Below are 16,652 nucleotides of genomic sequence, written 5' to 3'. Positions count from 1 at the left end.
CGGTGGTACACTCGACTTTCGCGCAACTGCGCCTGCAGGTCTTGCGAACATGACGCAAATTTCCGAACGCCTTCTGGTCCAAGCCCACCTCGATGCCAAGCAGCCCAAGGTGCTCAGTGCCGAGCAAGAGGCAAGCTTACGTTCTGCCATTGCTGCCGAGCTCAAGGCTCAAGACGCGGTGCTGGTGGCGCACTTCTATTGTGACCCGGTGATTCAGGCCCTGGCCGAAGAAACCGGTGGCTGTGTTTCCGACTCCTTGGAAATGGCCCGCTTCGGCGCCGCCCACCCGGCCAAGACCGTACTGGTCGCCGGCGTGCGCTTTATGGGCGAGACAGCGAAAATCCTCACCCCCGAAAAGCGCATCCTGATGCCGACCCTGGAAGCCACATGCTCTCTGGACCTGGGTTGCCCGGTGGAAGAGTTCTCGGCGTTCTGTGATCAGCATCCGGAACGCACCGTGGTGGTGTATGCCAACACCTCGGCGGCGGTCAAGGCCCGTGCCGATTGGGTGGTGACCTCCAGTTGCGCCCTGGAAATCGTCGAAAGCCTGATGGATAACGGCGAGACCATTATCTGGGGCCCGGACAAGCACCTGGGCACCTATATCCAGCGCCAGACCGGTGCCGACATGCTGCTGTGGGACGGTGCCTGCATCGTCCACGAGGAGTTCAAGTCCAAGCAGTTGGAAGACATGAAGGCGCTGTACCCGGACGCAGCGATCCTGGTACACCCGGAGTCACCGACCTCGGTCATCGAGTTGGCCGATGCGGTGGGTTCCACCAGCCAGTTGATTGCGGCGGCGCAGCGCTTGCCGAACAAGACGTTTATCGTCGCCACTGACCGCGGCATTTTCTACAAGATGCAGCAGTTGTGCCCGGACAAGGTGTTTGTCGAAGCGCCAACCGCCGGCAACGGCGCGGCGTGCCGCAGTTGTGCGCACTGCCCGTGGATGGCGATGAATACCCTGGAGCGCACGTTGCAATGCCTGCGGGAAGGCAGCAACGAGATCTTTGTCGAGCCGTCCTTGATCCCCCATGCCGTGCGCCCACTCAAGCGCATGCTGGACTTTACCCAGGCGGCCCGCCTGAAGCTGGCGGGCAACGCCTGATCCACGGCTGATGCAGCAAAAAATGTGGGAGCGGGCTTGCCCGCGATAGCGGTGGATCAGTCTGCACATGTAGTGACTGACACACCGCCATCGCGGGCAAGCCCGCTCCCACATTTAGATTTCATTGGCCTGGGGCTATTTCTTTTTCTTCGGGATCCGCACCAATTGCGTGTCCGAATAGATGTCATGCCAGGCCCGCTGTTTCTTGTCCACCAGCGACCAGATAAACCCCAGCCCCGCGCACAACCACGACGCAATCGACACCACAAAACGCAACAGCGCCTGCCACAGGCTGATGCGCGAGCCGTCCGCATTCTGCACACGTACGCCCCACACCTGCATGCCCAGGGTCTGTCCGGAATGGGTCCAGAACTTGGCGAAGAAGCCAAACAGCACAAAAAACAGAATCGTCGACAGCAACGGATCACCGTCCAGGGCGCCGGACTCCGAGAGCGTGCGCATCTTCGCTTCACCGACAAAGGCAATCCACACCAGCTTATAGAGGAAGGCGGTGACGATCAGCAGGGCGGTACACAACAGGAAGTCATAGAACATCGCTGCCAGACGACGGCCCAGGCCAACGGCGGGGAATTCGCCTTGGGGGCTTAGCAGGTGTTTCGACATGGCTCGGCTCTCTGGAGGAAAAAAGCCATTTTACGGACAAACGCACATAAAAAAGCCTCTGATGTCACCATCAGAGGCTTTTTGTCGCAGTAAGGATCAGGCTTCTGCTTGTACTTCGTCAGCCTGCATGCCTTTCTGGCCCTGCACGGCGATGAAGGTCACTTTCTGGCCTTCTTTCAGGCTCTTGAAACCGTTGCCCTGGATAGCGCGGAAATGCACGAACAGATCCGCACCGCTTTCTGGAGTGATAAAACCAAAACCTTTCTCGTCGTTAAACCACTTGACGGTACCGCTCTGACGTTCAGCCATTTTCTTATTTCCTTGACGCTAAAAATTAATGACAGCCCCTTTCACCTGAAAGAGTACTGGGCTGGGTTGCAGGAAAGTAAGAGACGTCGAACGGGTTGTAGCAAACTTTGGCTACTGCCCAGGTCCAGGTTCAAAGCGACCCATGCAAACACAGTGGGCAAACTCTACGACAACTAACACAGAAAAAACAAGCCCTCTGCAAGCCACGTATTTACTCGCCTTCATGACACTTCGGTCAACATTGCGGCACTGTGTTATTCGATAGCGTGGGTCACTTGTTATAGGTTAATCGATATAATATTGACTATCGTCAGTGCACTATTTTATGGCGGTTGCGTTACAGATTAGTGCAAATGAACACAACCGCGTTACTTATAGGAACAGTCGATCAGCCACGGTAGTAACGTTGTGGCACGAATGGCATTTTACTTACACGAAGTGGCACCTTTTTCCCACGCACTAATGCAGAGACTTCGCTCTCCAGCGCGGTAAAGGCCGTGTCGAGGTAGCCCATGGCGAGCGGGCCGCCGAGGCTCGGGCCAAAGCCGCCGCTGCACACACGGCCGATCACGGTGCCGTGTTCATCGACAATCTCGGCGCCTTCACGGACCGGGGTGCGTTCCTGGGGCAGCAGGCCAACGCGTTTGCGGCTGACGCCGGTTTGCTGCTGGGTGAAAATCCGATCTGCCCCCGGGAAGCCCCCGGCACGCGCGCCATCGGCGCGACGGGCCTTGGAAATCGCCCACAGCAGGCTGGCTTCAATCGGCGTGGTCTCGGTGTTCATATCGTGGCCATAGAGGCACAGCCCGGCTTCCAGGCGCAGGGAGTCGCGGGCGCCGAGGCCGATAGCTTCGACTTCAGTTTCGGCCAGCAGGCTACGGGCCAGGCTTTCGGCACTGGCCGCAGGCACCGAGATCTCAAAACCGTCTTCGCCGGTATAGCCGGAACGGCTGACGTAGCACTCGACCCCCAGCAGGCGCAGGGGCGCGAACTGCATAAAGGTCATCTTGGTCACTTCCGGCGCCAGGCGCGCCAGTACTTTCACCGCTGCCGGGCCTTGCAGGGCCAGCAGGGCGCGCTCTTCAAACAGTGGCTCGATCTGGCATTGCTCGCCCAGATGCTGGCGCAGGTGCGCCAGGTCCTGATCCTTGCAGGCGGCGTTGACCACCAGAAACAGCTCGTCGTTACCCAGGTTGGCGACCATCAGGTCATCGAGGATGCCGCCCTGGTCGTTAGTGAACATGGCGTAGCGCTGCATGCCCACGGGCAGGTCGATGATATCCACCGGCACCAGGGTTTCCAGGGCCTTGGCGGCGTTGGACCCGGTCAGGCGGATCTGGCCCATGTGCGACACATCAAACAACCCGGCCTGTTCACGGGTGTGCTGGTGTTCTTTCATCACGCCCAGGGGGTATTGCACCGGCATGTCATAACCGGCGAACGGCACCATGCGTGCGCCCAGTTCAAGGTGCAGGGCGTGCAGCGGGGTTTTCAACAGGGTTTCGGTGGACATATTCAGCTCCTGAAAAACGTGCTGGCGCGTTTATAAGCATCAGCACTCGATAATGTTGACGGCCAAACCGCCACGGGCGGTTTCCTTGTATTTGCTTTTCATATCGGCGCCGGTCTGGCGCATGGTGCGGATCACCTTGTCGAGGGACACGAAGTGCTGCCCATCACCGCGCAAGGCCATGCGCACCGCATTGATCGCCTTCACCGAACCCATGGCATTGCGCTCGATGCAGGGCACCTGCACCAGGCCGCCAATCGGGTCGCAGGTCAGGCCGAGGTTATGCTCCATGCCGATTTCGGCGGCGTTCTCCACCTGGGAGACGGTGCCGCCCAGCACTTCACACAAGGCTCCGGCGGCCATGGAACAGGCCACGCCCACTTCGCCCTGGCAGCCGACCTCAGCCCCGGAGATCGAGGCGTTTTCTTTGTAGAGGATGCCGATGGCCGCGGCGGTCAGCAGGAAGCGCACCACCCCGTCCTCATTGGCGCCGGGGATAAAGCGCATGTAGTAATGCAACACCGCCGGCACAATCCCGGCGGCACCGTTGGTGGGCGCCGTGACCACGCGCCCGCCGTTGGCGTTTTCTTCGTTGACCGCCAGGGCATACAGGTTGACCCAATCCAGCACCGACAGCGGGTCGCGCAGCGCCGATTCCGGGTTCTTGCACAACTGGCGATGCAGCGCGGCCGCACGGCGCTTGACCTTCAAGCCACCGGGTAGGATGCCTTCATTGCGACAGCCGGCCGCCACGCAGTCCTGCATGACCTGCCAGATCTTCAGCAGGCCGCTGCGGGTCTCGGCTTCCGGGCGCCAGGCGCTTTCGTTGGTCAGCATCACCTGGCTGATGGACAGCCCGTAGGTGGTGCAATGGCCAAGCAAATCCTTGGCGTGCTTGAAAGGGAAGGTCAGGGGCGTGGCGTCTTCGACGATCCGGTCGGCGCCGGCCGCGTCTTCATCCACCACAAAACCACCGCCCACCGAGTAGTACTCACGGCTGCGGATCTGGATGCCGGCTGCGTCAAACGCACGAAAGATCATGCCGTTGGGGTGGTAGGCGAGGGGTTTGCGAATCATCGCCAGGTGTTCTTTCTCGTTGAACGCAATGCTGTGTTCACCGAGCAGGTTCAAGCGAGCGTCGCCGCGCATCTGCACCAGGCGCGCGGCCACGGTTTCGGTGTCGACGGTGTCCGGGTGTTCGCCTTCCAGGCCCAGCAGCACGGCCTTGTCACTGCCGTGGCCTTTGCCGGTGGCGCCGAGTGAACCGTAGAGTTCCACCTTGACGCAGGTGGTGGCGTGCAACAGGTCGTCCCGCTTGAGGCCCTCGGCGAAGCGGGCGGCGGCACGCATCGGGCCAACGGTGTGGGAACTGGAGGGGCCGATGCCAATCTTGAACAGGTCGAACACGCTTAAAGACATGAGTTGTTCTCCGGTTTCTTATTATTGGAAGCAAGCTGTTCTGCGCAATGCGATCACTGTGGGAGCCGGGCTTGTGTAGGCGCTGGCTTGCCTGCGATGCAGACACCTCGGTCTATCAGTAGCTCCGAGGTGAGGCTATCGCAGGCAAGCCAGCTCCTACACTGACTGCGTCTCTTCAGTCAGATCACGCGTAGCTCTCGATCGACGGGCACGCACACACCAGATTGCGATCGCCAAACACGTTGTCGACCCGGCCGACCGGCGGCCAGTACTTGCCTTCGATCAACGACGCTACCGGATACACCGCCTGTTCACGGCTGTACGGGTGGCTCCATTCACCGACGATTTCAGCTGCCGTGTGCGGCGCGTTTTTCAGCGGGTTGTCGTCCTTGTCCAGCGTGCCGTTTTCCACCGCGCGGATTTCCTCGCGGATAGCGATCATGGCGTCGCAGAAGCGGTCCAGTTCTTCCTTGGATTCGCTTTCGGTCGGCTCGATCATCAAGGTGCCGGCCACCGGGAACGACATGGTCGGGGCATGGAAACCAAAGTCGATCAGGCGCTTGGCCACGTCATCCACGCTGATGCCGCTGCTGTCCTTGAGCGGGCGCAGGTCTAGGATGCACTCGTGCGCCACCAGGCCGTTGCTGCCGGTGTACAGCACCGGGTAGTGCTCTTCCAGGCGACGGGAAATGTAGTTGGCATTGAGGATCGCCAGCTGCGAAGCGCGCTTGAGGCCTGCACCGCCCATCATGCTGATGTACATCCAGGTGATCGGCAGGATGCTCGCACTGCCAAATGGCGCCGCGCAGACTGCGCCTTCCTTGCGCTGCATGGCCGCGTGGCCGGGCAGGAATGGCGTGAGGTGCGACTTGACGCCAATCGGGCCAACGCCCGGGCCGCCACCGCCGTGGGGGATGCAGAAGGTCTTGTGCAGGTTCAGGTGCGACACGTCGCCGCCGAACTTGCCCGGGGCGCACAGGCCGACCATGGCGTTCATGTTGGCGCCATCGATATACACCTGGCCGCCGTTGTCATGGATGATCCCGCAGATTTCGCGGATGCCTTCCTCGAACACGCCATGGGTCGACGGGTAGGTGATCATCAGCGCGGCGAGGTGCTCGCGGTGCTCGATGGCCTTGGCGCGCAGGTCTTCGATGTCCACGTTGCCACGGGCATCGCACGCGGTGACGACTACGCGCATGCCGGCCATGTTGGCGGTGGCCGGGTTGGTGCCGTGGGCCGACGAAGGAATCAGGCAGATATCGCGGCGTTCTTCACCACGGCTCTGGTGATAGGCACGGATCGCCAAGAGGCCCGCGTACTCGCCCTGGGAACCGGCGTTCGGCTGCAGGGAGATGGCGTCGTAGCCGGTGGCCGCGCAGAGCATGGCTTCCAGTTCAGTGGTCAGTTGCAGGTAGCCGGCGCTTTGCTCGGCCGGGGCGAACGGGTGCAGGGCCCCGAACTCGGCCCAGGTCACCGGGATCATTTCACTGGCGGCGTTGAGCTTCATGGTGCACGAGCCCAGCGGGATCATGGTGCGGTCCAGCGCCAGGTCCTTGTCGGCCAGCTTGCGCAGGTAGCGCATCAGCTCGGTTTCCGAGTGATAGCGGTTGAACACCGGGTGGCTGAGGATCGGCGATTGGCGCAGCAGCGCGGCCGGCAGAGTGCTGTCGACGCTGGCGGCGAGGGCGGCGAAGTCCGGCAGGGCTTTACCGCCTGCGAACACGCTCCACAGGGTTTCGATATCGGCCTGGGTGGTGGTTTCATCCACCGACAGGCCCAGGCGTGCCGCGTCCACGACGCGCAGGTTGATGCGCTGGGCACGGGCCTGGTCGTGCAGGGCCGCAGTGTTGGCGCCGGTGGCCAGGGTCAGGGTGTCGAAGAACGTCTCTTGTTCAACCTTGAAGCCCAGGGCACCCAGGCCTTTGGCGAGGATTGCGGCCAGGTGATGAATGCGCGTGGCGATCTGCACCAGGCCTTTGGGGCCGTGGTACACCGCGTACATGCTGGCAATGTTGGCCAGCAGTACCTGGGCGGTGCAGATGTTGCTGGTGGCCTTTTCGCGGCGGATATGTTGCTCGCGGGTCTGCATGGCCAGGCGCAGGGCCGGCTTGCCGAAACGGTCTACGGACACACCGACCAGACGCCCCGGCATGTCACGCTTGAACGCGTCCTTGGTGGAGAAGTAAGCGGCGTGCGGGCCACCAAAGCCCAGCGGCACGCCGAAGCGCTGCGCACTGCCGATGGCCACGTCGGCACCGAACTCACCCGGTGGGGTCAGCAGGGTCAGGGCCAGCAGGTCGGCGGCCACGGCCACCAGTGCGTTGGCGGCGTGGAAGCGCTCGGTCAATTCACGGTAGTCGAACACATCACCGTTGCTGGCCGGGTATTGCAGCAGGGCGCCGAAGAACGGGCTGACATCCGTCAGTTCACGCTCGTCGCCCACTACCACCTCGATGCCCAGCGGCTCGGCACGGGTGCGCAGCACGTCGAGGGTCTGCGGGTGGCTGTGCACGGAGGCAAAGAACTGGTTGCTGCCCTTGTTCTTGCTCAGACGCTTGCAGAAGGTCATGGCCTCGGCGGCGGCAGTGGCTTCGTCGAGCAGGGATGCGTTGGCGATCGGCAGGCCGGTAAGGTCACTGATCAGGGTCTGGAAGTTCAGCAGCGCTTCCAGGCGGCCTTGGGAGATCTCGGGCTGGTAAGGCGTGTAGGCGGTGTACCAGGCCGGGTTTTCCAGGAGGTTGCGCAGGATCGGCGACGGCGTGTGGCAGTTGTAATAGCCCTGGCCGATGTAGGTCTTGAACAGTTGGTTCTTGGCGGCGATGGCCTTGATCGAGGCCAGTGCATCGGCCTCGCTCAGGCCGTCGCTCAGGCCCAGCACGGCGGTGCCCTTGATGCTTTCCGGGATCACGCTGGCGCTCAAGGCTTCCAGGGAGTCAAAACCCAGGGTCGCGAGCATCTGTTGCTCGTCGTCCTGGCGCGGGCCGATGTGGCGGGCGATAAATTCGTTGGCGGTGCTCAGGTTGATACTCATGGCGCGCTCCTCAAGCTTCAGCGTTGGCTTTGATCAGGCGGTCGTACGCATCCTGATCCAACAGCTTAGCTACTGCATCGGCGTCAGCCGGTTTAAAGCGGAAGAACCAGCCTTCGCCCGTCGGGTCTTCGTTGACCAGTTCCGGGCTTTCGCTGAGCTGGTCGTTGACTTCCAGCACTTCGCCGGTCAGGGGCATGTACACGCCGCTGGCGGCCTTGACCGATTCCACAGTGGAGGCTTCGGCGCCCTGCTCGTAGGCCTGCAGCTCCGGCAGTTGCACGTAAACCACATCACCCAGGGCGTTTTGCGCGAACGCGGTAATACCTACGGTGACGCTGCCGTCAGCTTCGGCACGCAGCCATTCGTGATCTTCAGTAAAACGCAATTCGCTCATGGAAACTCCTCAGGGCCAGAATCGTCTGGTGGACGGGATTGGAATGGGAGAGTCCTTAGCAAAAATGCGGCCAATATAAATTTATTGTTATTAATCAACTGTTTATAGATATGTGGTGGTGAGTGAGGGACGCGCGCTGTAGCGAAATCGCTACGGATCGACAGTGGAAAAAAAGCCTATTTGGATCAAAGCCTTGCATGGCGAAGGCGGGCCAGACGTGTATTGAAAACGTTCCGCTGTAGCGTTTTCGATACGGCTGCGCGAGATGTATGTAGCGCACGGGCCGGCAGGGGGCGGCTTATTTTGCCGTTATCCAATGATTAGGACGCGCGGCATGAGCCATTCAATAGCGGCATTTCAGGGCACTTCCCAGCTAAACGCATCCCGCGACTTTCTCCGGCGCCTGTTTGCCCAGCGCCCGACGTTGACGCAAGTGGCCGAGTCCATGGTCCAGGACTGGATCGCCGACGGGTTCGCGGCCTCCCGTTTACGGGCCAACATCACCTGGATCGGCGTGAGGCAGCCCGCTCAAGCCGGCGCTGACAGCTATACCCAGCTCACGACCCTGGGTGATGCCTTGATCAGGCGCTGCATGAGCAGCGAAGTGCTGAACTACGTGGCCGGTCATCACTACCTGTTGGTCAGTTCCATAAGCCATGGCCTCGTGCCGATAACCGATGTGGTGTCGGTCGATGATATTGAGTTCATGCTCAACGCCCTGGCCCCCCAGTTGCTCGCCGGTTTTAACGCAAGGCTGGTGGCCTACTGGAACGCGCCTGCCCCCGGCGATGCAGGGCTTAGTCGCTGGGGCGCAGTCGGCACGCAGTTGCGTGAGTGTTTGCTCAGCGCCCGGCAGACTCCGCCCCTGACACCGCAGCAAGCAAGCGCGCTGCTGGGGCTGGGGGACGGGCCGCAGGAACTGTGGGGCCATCAGGTGGACCGGCAAGCGCTGGGCGGGGCCGATGTGCTGCGGATCTATCAAGTCTATGCCGGCCAGGAGGGGCGGCCCGGCGAGTGGCTGCCGTTGTTGGTCTTGCAGCGTCAGGTCGCGCAGCAACAGGTCAACCTGGTTTATGTTCCCGCGATAAGCCTGCTCAAACTGACTGCGTTGGACGAGTTGGGCAGCCTGCTGCCACGCTACATGAGCCACTACACCCCTGGACTGCTCGTCAATTGGGTGCTCAAGGAGCCGCAAGGTGATGTGTTCGATGCACAGGCCCAGACCTTGCTGGAGCGCCAGTTAAGGGCGTTGCAGCAGCTCAATTGGTCGGCCCTGCCCGGCGTCGACAGCTACAAGCGCCTGTTCAGCCAACTCACCGCACCCGAGGTGTGGTTCGAGGGCGACTATCTCCAGCAGCCCCACGAAGAGCAGTTGCCGCTGTGGTTGCAGGTCGCCAGCGGGGCCGACCGGAACACCTACGGCCAATGGCTGGAGCGTCTGGCAGACCTGCAAAAACGCACGGGCGGTGCATCGTTTCTCGACGGGCTGGAGCCGATTGACGTGTATGCCCGCCATGCGCTGCAACGCCAGATGCACCTGGATTTCCCGCAAGAAGCCGCGATCAATCCGGATGATTACCTGCTGACGTTTGAACGCACCCAAGGCGCCACGGTGGGCTGGACGCAGCGCACCACCAAGTCCTTGACCTCATGGTCGTTGGAAAACCCCTTTGCAACCCCCTATGCCAGTGTGCAGATCGCCCATCAGGCGGCGCCGGGGCAGGAGGTTGCCGGGTGGATCAGGCCGGCGTACCTGGAAAAACTGATTGAGACGGTCGATGTGGGGCGGCATTACCCCGCGCTACTCAAGCGGGCGCTGGTGTCGGACCCGGCAGAGTCTGCACGGCGCCGACGCTTGTTTGTCGAGCAGATGGCCTTGCAGCTTCCATTGCGCGCCCTTGAGAACAGCCTGCGCCAACGCAACGGGTTTACCCCGCCCGGCGCAGAGGTGGTGCAAGCCTTGCTGCAGAGCGACCCGCTCAAGCGGGCGGTCGGTAACCAGGTGATCATCGCCCGGCCCTTGGCTTTTCTGACGCATGCCGGGGGAACGGTGCATAAAGCCAGCAACCTGTTTGTCATCGGTCCGCGGGATAACAGCCCGTTGCCCCATATTCTGTACCGGCCTGATCAGGCCGAGGTGCTGCTCCAGCAGTTCGCCAGCCGCCAGGCGCTGCTCGACGAGATCACTCGAACGGGCAGTGACCTGCAGGCGGTGGTGCTTGAGCAACTGTCTGAAAACAGCCGCGCATTGTTTGCCAACGGCGGGTTTTCAAGCCCCCATGTCCAGCGCTTTCTACAGGGGGACGAATACAGCGAGCACGCTGCGGCGAGCCCTGCATTGCTCAGCGACGAGCCAGTACCTGGGGTGTTTCTTGAGACGGTATTTGATGAAAACGCCAGGAGCCTTTGGCAGTCCGCCGAAAAACGCGCCACCTCTATCGAGGCGCTGCGTTGGACGCTGTTCAAGAATAATCTCTGGCAGATCTTCAATGCCCTGCTGCCCCTGCTCAGGGGATCGGTGTCAGTGGCGGGGTGGTTGTCCCAGGTGTATGTCAGCTTTCGCACGGTGCTGGCTTTGCCGGCCGCAGCCAGTCAGGAAGACACCGCCGGTGCCCTGGTCGATTTGCTCGGCAGCCTGGCCGGCCTGCTGTTGAGCCCGGTGGTCAGTCTTGATCAGCGTTTGCGGTTGAGTGAGACCCGGTCACTGTCTACTGGCGCGATCGAAACCACGGCGGTCAGGCATGTCCAGCAGACGCCCTCGACCTTTGCCTGGCAGCGTTCACTGGCCGATGTCACGGGCATGGACTTTTCCTGGGCCAACGCGCGGTTGCGCCTTGATCCCGCGCAACAGGCACAGCTTGAGACCTTCCGCTGGTCCCCGGGGCCGGGCGAGCAGTGGCCGGGAACGCCCACGGTCAGCTCGCCAGACAGCCCTATACGCGGCCGGGTCGCGGTGCGGCGCCCCGGCGGCACGGTCAGCCATGAAGATTACCTGTTGATTGACAGCCAGCTGTATGGGGGCAAGCAGGTGGATGGGCGTTGGCGCATCGTGGACCTGAGAACCCCCCTGCGCGCCGGTCCCTGGCTCAGGAAAGATTCACGCGGGGTGTGGAAAGTCGACCTGGGCCTGCAATTGCTCGGTGGCCATCCCAAGCTGTCGGCTGCCAGCCGCCGCGCCAATATCCAGCGTCAGAACCAGATGTTTGAACGTCATTATCAAGAGATGACGGAACGCCTGATGGAGGCTGAAAAAGCCGCAGCGGCCGCTGAAGAGCGCTTTGAACACGCCCGCGGCGGCGATCAGCAAAAACTCTTTGATCCATCCCTGCAAGCGCTGCGGGCCAGCTATCTGGCCGCCCTGGAGAAACAAAGCCGGGCGCAGTTCAACCGGCTGGACGCGTTGATCGCAAAAAATGCCAACAAACCCGTGGAGCGGTTCGAGCCGGAAAAGATTCTGCAGTTGGAGGACCTTGTCCAGACCCTGCGTGTGCAGATGGTGATGCTGATCGCAAACCGCTCGAACGAGGTGTTTCCCGGTGAGCGTCGCAGCCAGTTGGGTGAGCAGTTGGAGCATGAAGACGTAGCCGTTGTTCAGGCTGCGCACCACACGCTCGTCGAGTCGATGCAGACAATTATTGGCTACAACGAGCAACTGATCGACTTGAGCATCCTGGAGCGAAACAACTATGCCAGGCTGGCCCAAGTACCCGGGTATGACTCGCGGCCTGAAGCCTTGCTTCCCTCCACACTTGGCACGCCGCTGGACTGGAAGTCGCTGCAGTTGAAGGCATTGGGCGGGGTGATAGTGCGCAGGCCGCCGAAGCCCGAGGAATATGAGGATTTCATCCGGATCGGCTCGTTGGTCGATGAGGCGACCCAATCGGTGCAGTCACAAAAAAACCTGCAGGAGGCAGGCCCCCTGAGTGTGCAACAGCGCATCGACGGCTATGACGCGATTTTGCTCGACTATGACAACACCCAAGCGTCCCTGCGTGAGTACGGCGACATGGATTCCGACCTGCTCTATGAGGGCAGCATCGAGCGCTTGAATCGCATGCTCAACGCCTTGGAGCATGAAGCGCGCGGTTCCCTGGCGGCGCTGCTGCGTGAGCGCGAGCAGACTCCTGCACGCGCGCCCGGGCCCGCGCTTGGCTCTGGCAAGCGCCTGATCCGTGACCGCAAGAGCCGCTATCTGGTGGGCCAGGTTCGGGCGCGTACGCCGCAGATGAACGAGCACATTGTCGATGTCATCAACCCGGTCGATCAGAGTGTGGTGGCGAGCTTTCGGCAGGCACCTGGCAGTGATGAGTTTGAGGCAATCACCCAGGCCAGTACGCCGCCAGTGCGCCCGGTGCGTTCCCTGGAAAGGCTCAGGGACGATGGGCGCAAGCTGCTGGCGCGCCAGTCGACTGTGCTTGAGCAGACGCGTAACGAAGCGCGCCTCTCCAGCCAGCCCGCCAGCGTCGAGGCCCGGTTGTTACGGCATGCCGGGAAAATCAATGGGGTGGCCGATAAGATCCGCAAGGCCCTGGGGCAGGAGCAAAGCCAAACGCAGGAGCCCCTGCTCAAGGAACTGGGTCAGGCCTCCAGCCGCCTGGCGGAGCACGGCAGGCTGATCCGTATCGAGATGGTCAAGCGCCTGGCGCCTGATGAAGAGGGGATTGCTTACCTCAAGAGCCAGAATGAGGTGCAAATCCTACCGATAGAGGGGCGCATAGCGCTTAAACGGGAGAATGATTTCCTGCAGGAATACCTGGTCAAGGACACTGGCGGCAAGGTATTGGCCTACGCCCATTTTCATTACCGCACACGCGAGGCGGCCAACGCGCCATACAGCGCCGGCCATTTGAAACGGCCGGAACAACGCTTTATGAGCTTTCGCAGTCTGGCCGACAAGACCGACAGCGATGTGATTGCGATCTACTATTCGCGGATCAGTCCAGCCATGGCCCAGCAGCTGTTTTTCAGCGCGACGGGGGCGGTGATCCAGCGTGGACGCAGGGTCCTGTGGTGATCAGGGTTTGCCGGGGATGCCGTATTTGCGCAACCGATGGGCGATAGCGGTGTGAGACGTCTGTAGACGGTTGGCCAACTGACGTGTCGAGGGGTAGGTGCTGTAGAGCTTTTCGAGCAGGCTGCGCTCAAAGTCCTCGACGGCCTGCTCCAGGCTGTTCACTTCGCCGTCGCTCTGGCGGGCGACCGAGGTGCCGGCAATATCCAGGTCGCCAATGTCCACCAGGTTGCTTTCGCAAATGGCGGCGGCGCGGAAGATCACGTTCTGCAACTGGCGCACATTACCCGGCCAGCGGTTGCCCAGCAGCGCCGGGTAGGTGCCCGGTGCCAGGCGGCAGACCGGGCGCTGGATCTGCGCGCAGGCCTGCTGCATGAAGTAGCGGGCCAGCAGCAGGATGTCCTGGCCACGTTCGCGCAGGGGCGGCACTTCCACATTCAGCACATTGAGGCGGTAGAACAGGTCTTCGCGGAAGGTGCCTTCGCTGACCATCTTTTCCAGGTCGCGGTGGGTGGCGCTGAGGATGCGCACATTGACCTTGACCTCGCGGTCGCCGCCGACCCGGCGAAAGCTGCCGTCATTGAGAAAACGCAGCAGCTTGGCCTGCAAGTACGGCGACATCTCGCCGATCTCATCGAGAAACACCGTGCCCTGGTTGGCCAGTTCCATCAGCCCTGGCTTGCCGCCGCGCTGGGCGCCGGTAAAGGCGCCGGGGGCGTAGCCGAACAGCTCGCTTTCGGCGAGGTTTTCCGGCAGCGCCGCGCAGTTCAGCGCCAGGAACGGTGAGCTGTGGCGTGCGCTGATGGCATGGCAGGCGCGGGCCACCAGCTCTTTGCCGGTGCCGGTCTCGCCCTGGATCAACAGCGGGGCGTCGAGGGCCGCCACCCGTTGCGCACGGGTCTTGAGGGTGCGGATGGCCACGGACTCGCCCAGCAACGCATCGAAGCCTTCGGCATGGTCATGGTGCAGCGCCGAGAGCCGCTCGCCGATGCGATTGGGTTGGTACAACGTCAGCAGCGCGCCGGCATCGGTAATCGGCGTGGCATCCAGCAGCAAGGTCTGGCCGTTGACGCTGATCTCGCGCAGGGGCAGGCGAAAGCCATGTTCGAGCAAGGCCTCCAGCAGCGCCGGATCGTCAAACAGCTCGGCGATACTTTCGCCAGCCGGCTCGCGGCCATAGAGGGCGATCAGCGCCGGGTTGGCCAGCAGCACCTTGCCGGCGCTGTCCAGGGCCAGGACCGGGTCGGTCATGGCCGCCAGCAGGGCGTCGAGTTGCAGGTGGCGGCGCTGGCCGGGAAGGATATCCACCACCGTCACCGCCTGTACGCCATGGACGCTGAACAGCGCGTCGCGCAACTCTTCCAGCACCTCCACGCTCAGGGTCGGTGCGTCGATGTAGACGTTGGGCGGGATCATCTCCACCGCATCCAGGTTGAGATTGCGCCCACCGAGCAGGGCCAGGACTTCCTGGGTAATGCCGACGCGGTCGATGAAGCTGACGTGGATACGCATGGGGCGGACTTTGATTCTGCAATGCGGAGGGTGGCCAGTATGCCTGAGCGACGGTGGAGATCAAAAATGTGGGAGTTGGCTTGCCTGCGATAGCCTCATCGAGGTGTGACTGATACATCGAGGTGCCTTCATCGCAGGCAAGCCAGCTCCCACACAAGCTGGCTCCCACATTTGATCTGTTTTGGCCGTGGAGCAGGGGTTATTCCAGGTGTTCAGGCTTGATCGGATCGCCCGGCTTTACATCCAGCTGGTGGCGCACATCCTCGAACATCAAGTCGTACTGTTTATGCATGCCTCCGTTGAGGACCGCGGTTTTCGGCATGCCGTATTTCTGCGCAATGTTCATGGCATGGCGGGCAAAGTCGAAGGCCTGGTCCTTGGGCAGGAAGAATTCTTCCTTGAGCTCTTTGCCCTGCACCGAACCATGCATCTTGAAGAGCATTCCCTTGCCTTCCTTTGGATCCTGGCTGACTTCATAGTCGATGCACAGGTCGTAGCTGTGGTCCTGGGCATTCAAGGCGTGGCGTTCAACATGCAAGTGACCGGGTTCAAAAATGGCCATAGGCGTCTCTCCCTAACAAGGCATTGGAGAAGGGCGGCTGCAACAGCCGCCCGGGGTGTATTTATAAGTAGGTGATGCCAGGTTTTGCCGTGCTGATACGGGTACCGGCGGTGCCCTGGACGATCGCTTCGATGTCCGAGAGTGAACCGATCACTGCGGTTTTGCCAGTGTTGCGGGCGAACTCGCAGGCGGCCTGGACCTTGGGCCCCATGGAGCCGGCGGCGAAGCCGAGTGTTTCCATGTCGTCGGGGTGGGCCTGGGCGATAGCCTTTTGCGTCGGCTTGCCGAAGTCGATAAAGGCGGCGTTGACGTCGGTGGCGATCACCAGCAGGTCGGCTTCCAGTTGCTGGGCCAGCAGCGAGGAGCACAGGTCTTTGTCGATCACGGCCTCGATGCCCTTGAGCTTGCCGTTCTCGTCATACATGGTCGGGATGCCGCCGCCGCCGGCACAGATCACGATGCTGCTCTTTTCCAGCAGCCACTTGATCGGGCGGATCTCAAAGATGCGTTTGGGCCGTGGGCTGGCCACCACCCGGCGGTATTTATCGCCATCGGGGGCAATCGCCCAGCCTTTTTCGGCGGCCAGTTTTTCCGCTTCGGCTTTGGAGTAGACCGGGCCGATCGGCTTGGTCGGGTTCTGGAAGGCCGGGTCGTTGGCGTCCACTTCAACCTGGGTCAGCAGGGTGGCGAATGGCACCTCAAAGTCCAGCAGGTTGCCCAGTTCCTGTTCGATGATGTAGCCGATCATGCCTTCGGTTTCGGCACCCAGCACGTCCAGCGGGTAGGGCGAAACCTGGGTGTAGGCGGCGGCTTGCAGGGACAGCAGGCCGACTTGCGGCCCATTGCCGTGGGCGATCACCAACTCGTTGCCGGGATGGATCTTGGCAATCTGTTCGGTGGCGATCCGGATATTGGCGCGTTGGTTGTCCGCAGTCATGGGTTCACCACGGCGGAGCAGGGCGTTACCGCCCAGAGCAACGACGATACGCATAGCGGTTGTCCTTTTAGAGTGCGGCTTTGTGAACACCGGACAAAATGTCGGAGTTGGCTTTATGTGGGAGCTGGCTTGCCTGCGATGGCATCACCTCAATATGCCTGGCAGACCGAGGTGACTGCATCGCGGGCAAGGCCGCATAAAGCCCGCTCCCACATTGACCGTGTTACATCAG

General features: G+C 61.7%; 11 protein-coding genes. 2 read left to right on the top strand and 9 right to left on the bottom strand.

What is annotated here, in order from left to right:
* The first annotated feature begins 49 nt into the window (after positions 1 to 49).
* Positions 50 to 1,108: a quinolinate synthase NadA gene (gene nadA, locus PSH73_RS19830; protein WP_029300280.1), complete on the top strand. Its 1,059-nt coding sequence runs from the start codon at positions 50 to 52 to the stop codon at positions 1,106 to 1,108.
* Between the two features lie 135 nt (positions 1,109 to 1,243).
* Here the strand turns inward: nadA and PSH73_RS19825 are convergent, their stop codons facing one another.
* The 6 genes from PSH73_RS19825 to gcvH form a co-directional block, all read right to left on the bottom strand.
* Positions 1,244 to 1,732, bottom strand: coding sequence for an RDD family protein (locus PSH73_RS19825; protein ID WP_029300279.1), 489 nt, complete (start codon positions 1,730 to 1,732; stop codon positions 1,244 to 1,246).
* Positions 1,733 to 1,828: 96 nt separating this feature from the next.
* Positions 1,829 to 2,041: a cold-shock protein gene (locus PSH73_RS19820; RefSeq protein WP_029241865.1), complete on the bottom strand. Its 213-nt coding sequence runs from the start codon at positions 2,039 to 2,041 to the stop codon at positions 1,829 to 1,831.
* Positions 2,042 to 2,429: 388 nt separating this feature from the next.
* Positions 2,430 to 3,554: a glycine cleavage system aminomethyltransferase GcvT gene (gene gcvT / locus PSH73_RS19815; RefSeq protein WP_057960517.1), complete on the bottom strand. Its 1,125-nt coding sequence runs from the start codon at positions 3,552 to 3,554 to the stop codon at positions 2,430 to 2,432.
* Positions 3,555 to 3,593: 39 nt separating this feature from the next.
* Complete coding sequence (locus PSH73_RS19810; RefSeq protein ID WP_057960516.1) at positions 3,594 to 4,970, bottom strand: L-serine ammonia-lyase; 1,377 nt, start codon at positions 4,968 to 4,970, stop codon at positions 3,594 to 3,596.
* A 184-nt stretch (positions 4,971 to 5,154) separates the two neighbouring features.
* Positions 5,155 to 8,004, bottom strand: a complete 2,850-nt coding sequence (gene gcvP, locus PSH73_RS19805; RefSeq protein WP_115128821.1) for an aminomethyl-transferring glycine dehydrogenase — start codon at positions 8,002 to 8,004, stop codon at positions 5,155 to 5,157.
* A 10-nt stretch (positions 8,005 to 8,014) separates the two neighbouring features.
* Positions 8,015 to 8,398 (bottom strand): glycine cleavage system protein GcvH, encoded by a 384-nt coding sequence (gene gcvH / locus PSH73_RS19800; RefSeq protein ID WP_057440003.1) that lies wholly within the window; start codon positions 8,396 to 8,398, stop codon positions 8,015 to 8,017.
* 334 nt (positions 8,399 to 8,732) lie between these two features.
* Between gcvH and PSH73_RS19795 the strand changes: the two genes are divergently transcribed.
* The gene (locus PSH73_RS19795; protein WP_305461233.1) at positions 8,733 to 13,412 is read left to right on the top strand and encodes a hypothetical protein; all 4,680 of its coding nucleotides are present in this window, start codon (positions 8,733 to 8,735) and stop codon (positions 13,410 to 13,412) included.
* Here the strand turns inward: PSH73_RS19795 and PSH73_RS19790 are convergent, their stop codons facing one another.
* The 3 genes from PSH73_RS19790 to arcC form a co-directional block, all read right to left on the bottom strand.
* Positions 13,413 to 14,921 (bottom strand): sigma-54-dependent transcriptional regulator, encoded by a 1,509-nt coding sequence (locus tag PSH73_RS19790; RefSeq protein WP_057440001.1) that lies wholly within the window; start codon positions 14,919 to 14,921, stop codon positions 13,413 to 13,415.
* Between the two features lie 199 nt (positions 14,922 to 15,120).
* Positions 15,121 to 15,483, bottom strand: coding sequence for a DUF5064 family protein (locus PSH73_RS19785; RefSeq protein ID WP_057440000.1), 363 nt, complete (start codon positions 15,481 to 15,483; stop codon positions 15,121 to 15,123).
* A 61-nt stretch (positions 15,484 to 15,544) separates the two neighbouring features.
* Positions 15,545 to 16,474 carry a carbamate kinase gene (arcC, locus tag PSH73_RS19780; RefSeq protein ID WP_057439999.1) on the bottom strand — a complete coding sequence of 310 codons (930 nt, stop codon included), beginning with the start codon at positions 16,472 to 16,474 and terminating at the stop codon, positions 15,545 to 15,547.
* Positions 16,475 to 16,652 lie beyond the last annotated feature (178 nt).

Origin of the sequence: Pseudomonas sp. FP2294, assembly GCF_030687625.1 — a bacterium.
In the GTDB taxonomy this organism is placed as follows: Bacteria; Pseudomonadota; Gammaproteobacteria; order Pseudomonadales; family Pseudomonadaceae; genus Aquipseudomonas; species Aquipseudomonas shahriarae.
The sequence above is the reverse complement of the archived record's forward strand: the minus strand, read 5'-3'. Positions and strand labels throughout refer to the sequence as shown.

Excerpts from the sequence above, each read along its gene's own strand:
- nadA (WP_029300280.1), top strand. The coding sequence starts at position 50 with ATGACGCAAATTTCCGAACGCCTTCTGGTCCAAGCCCACCTCGATGCC.
- PSH73_RS19825 (WP_029300279.1), bottom strand. The coding sequence starts at position 1,732 with ATGTCGAAACACCTGCTAAGCCCCCAAGGCGAATTCCCCGCCGTTGGC.
- PSH73_RS19820 (WP_029241865.1), bottom strand. The coding sequence starts at position 2,041 with ATGGCTGAACGTCAGAGCGGTACCGTCAAGTGGTTTAACGACGAGAAA.
- gcvT (WP_057960517.1), bottom strand. The coding sequence starts at position 3,554 with ATGTCCACCGAAACCCTGTTGAAAACCCCGCTGCACGCCCTGCACCTT.
- PSH73_RS19810 (WP_057960516.1), bottom strand. The coding sequence starts at position 4,970 with ATGTCTTTAAGCGTGTTCGACCTGTTCAAGATTGGCATCGGCCCCTCC.
- gcvP (WP_115128821.1), bottom strand. The coding sequence starts at position 8,004 with ATGAGTATCAACCTGAGCACCGCCAACGAATTTATCGCCCGCCACATC.
- gcvH (WP_057440003.1), bottom strand. The coding sequence starts at position 8,398 with ATGAGCGAATTGCGTTTTACTGAAGATCACGAATGGCTGCGTGCCGAA.
- PSH73_RS19795 (WP_305461233.1), top strand. The coding sequence starts at position 8,733 with ATGAGCCATTCAATAGCGGCATTTCAGGGCACTTCCCAGCTAAACGCA.
- PSH73_RS19790 (WP_057440001.1), bottom strand. The coding sequence starts at position 14,921 with ATGCGTATCCACGTCAGCTTCATCGACCGCGTCGGCATTACCCAGGAA.
- PSH73_RS19785 (WP_057440000.1), bottom strand. The coding sequence starts at position 15,483 with ATGGCCATTTTTGAACCCGGTCACTTGCATGTTGAACGCCACGCCTTG.
- arcC (WP_057439999.1), bottom strand. The coding sequence starts at position 16,474 with ATGCGTATCGTCGTTGCTCTGGGCGGTAACGCCCTGCTCCGCCGTGGT.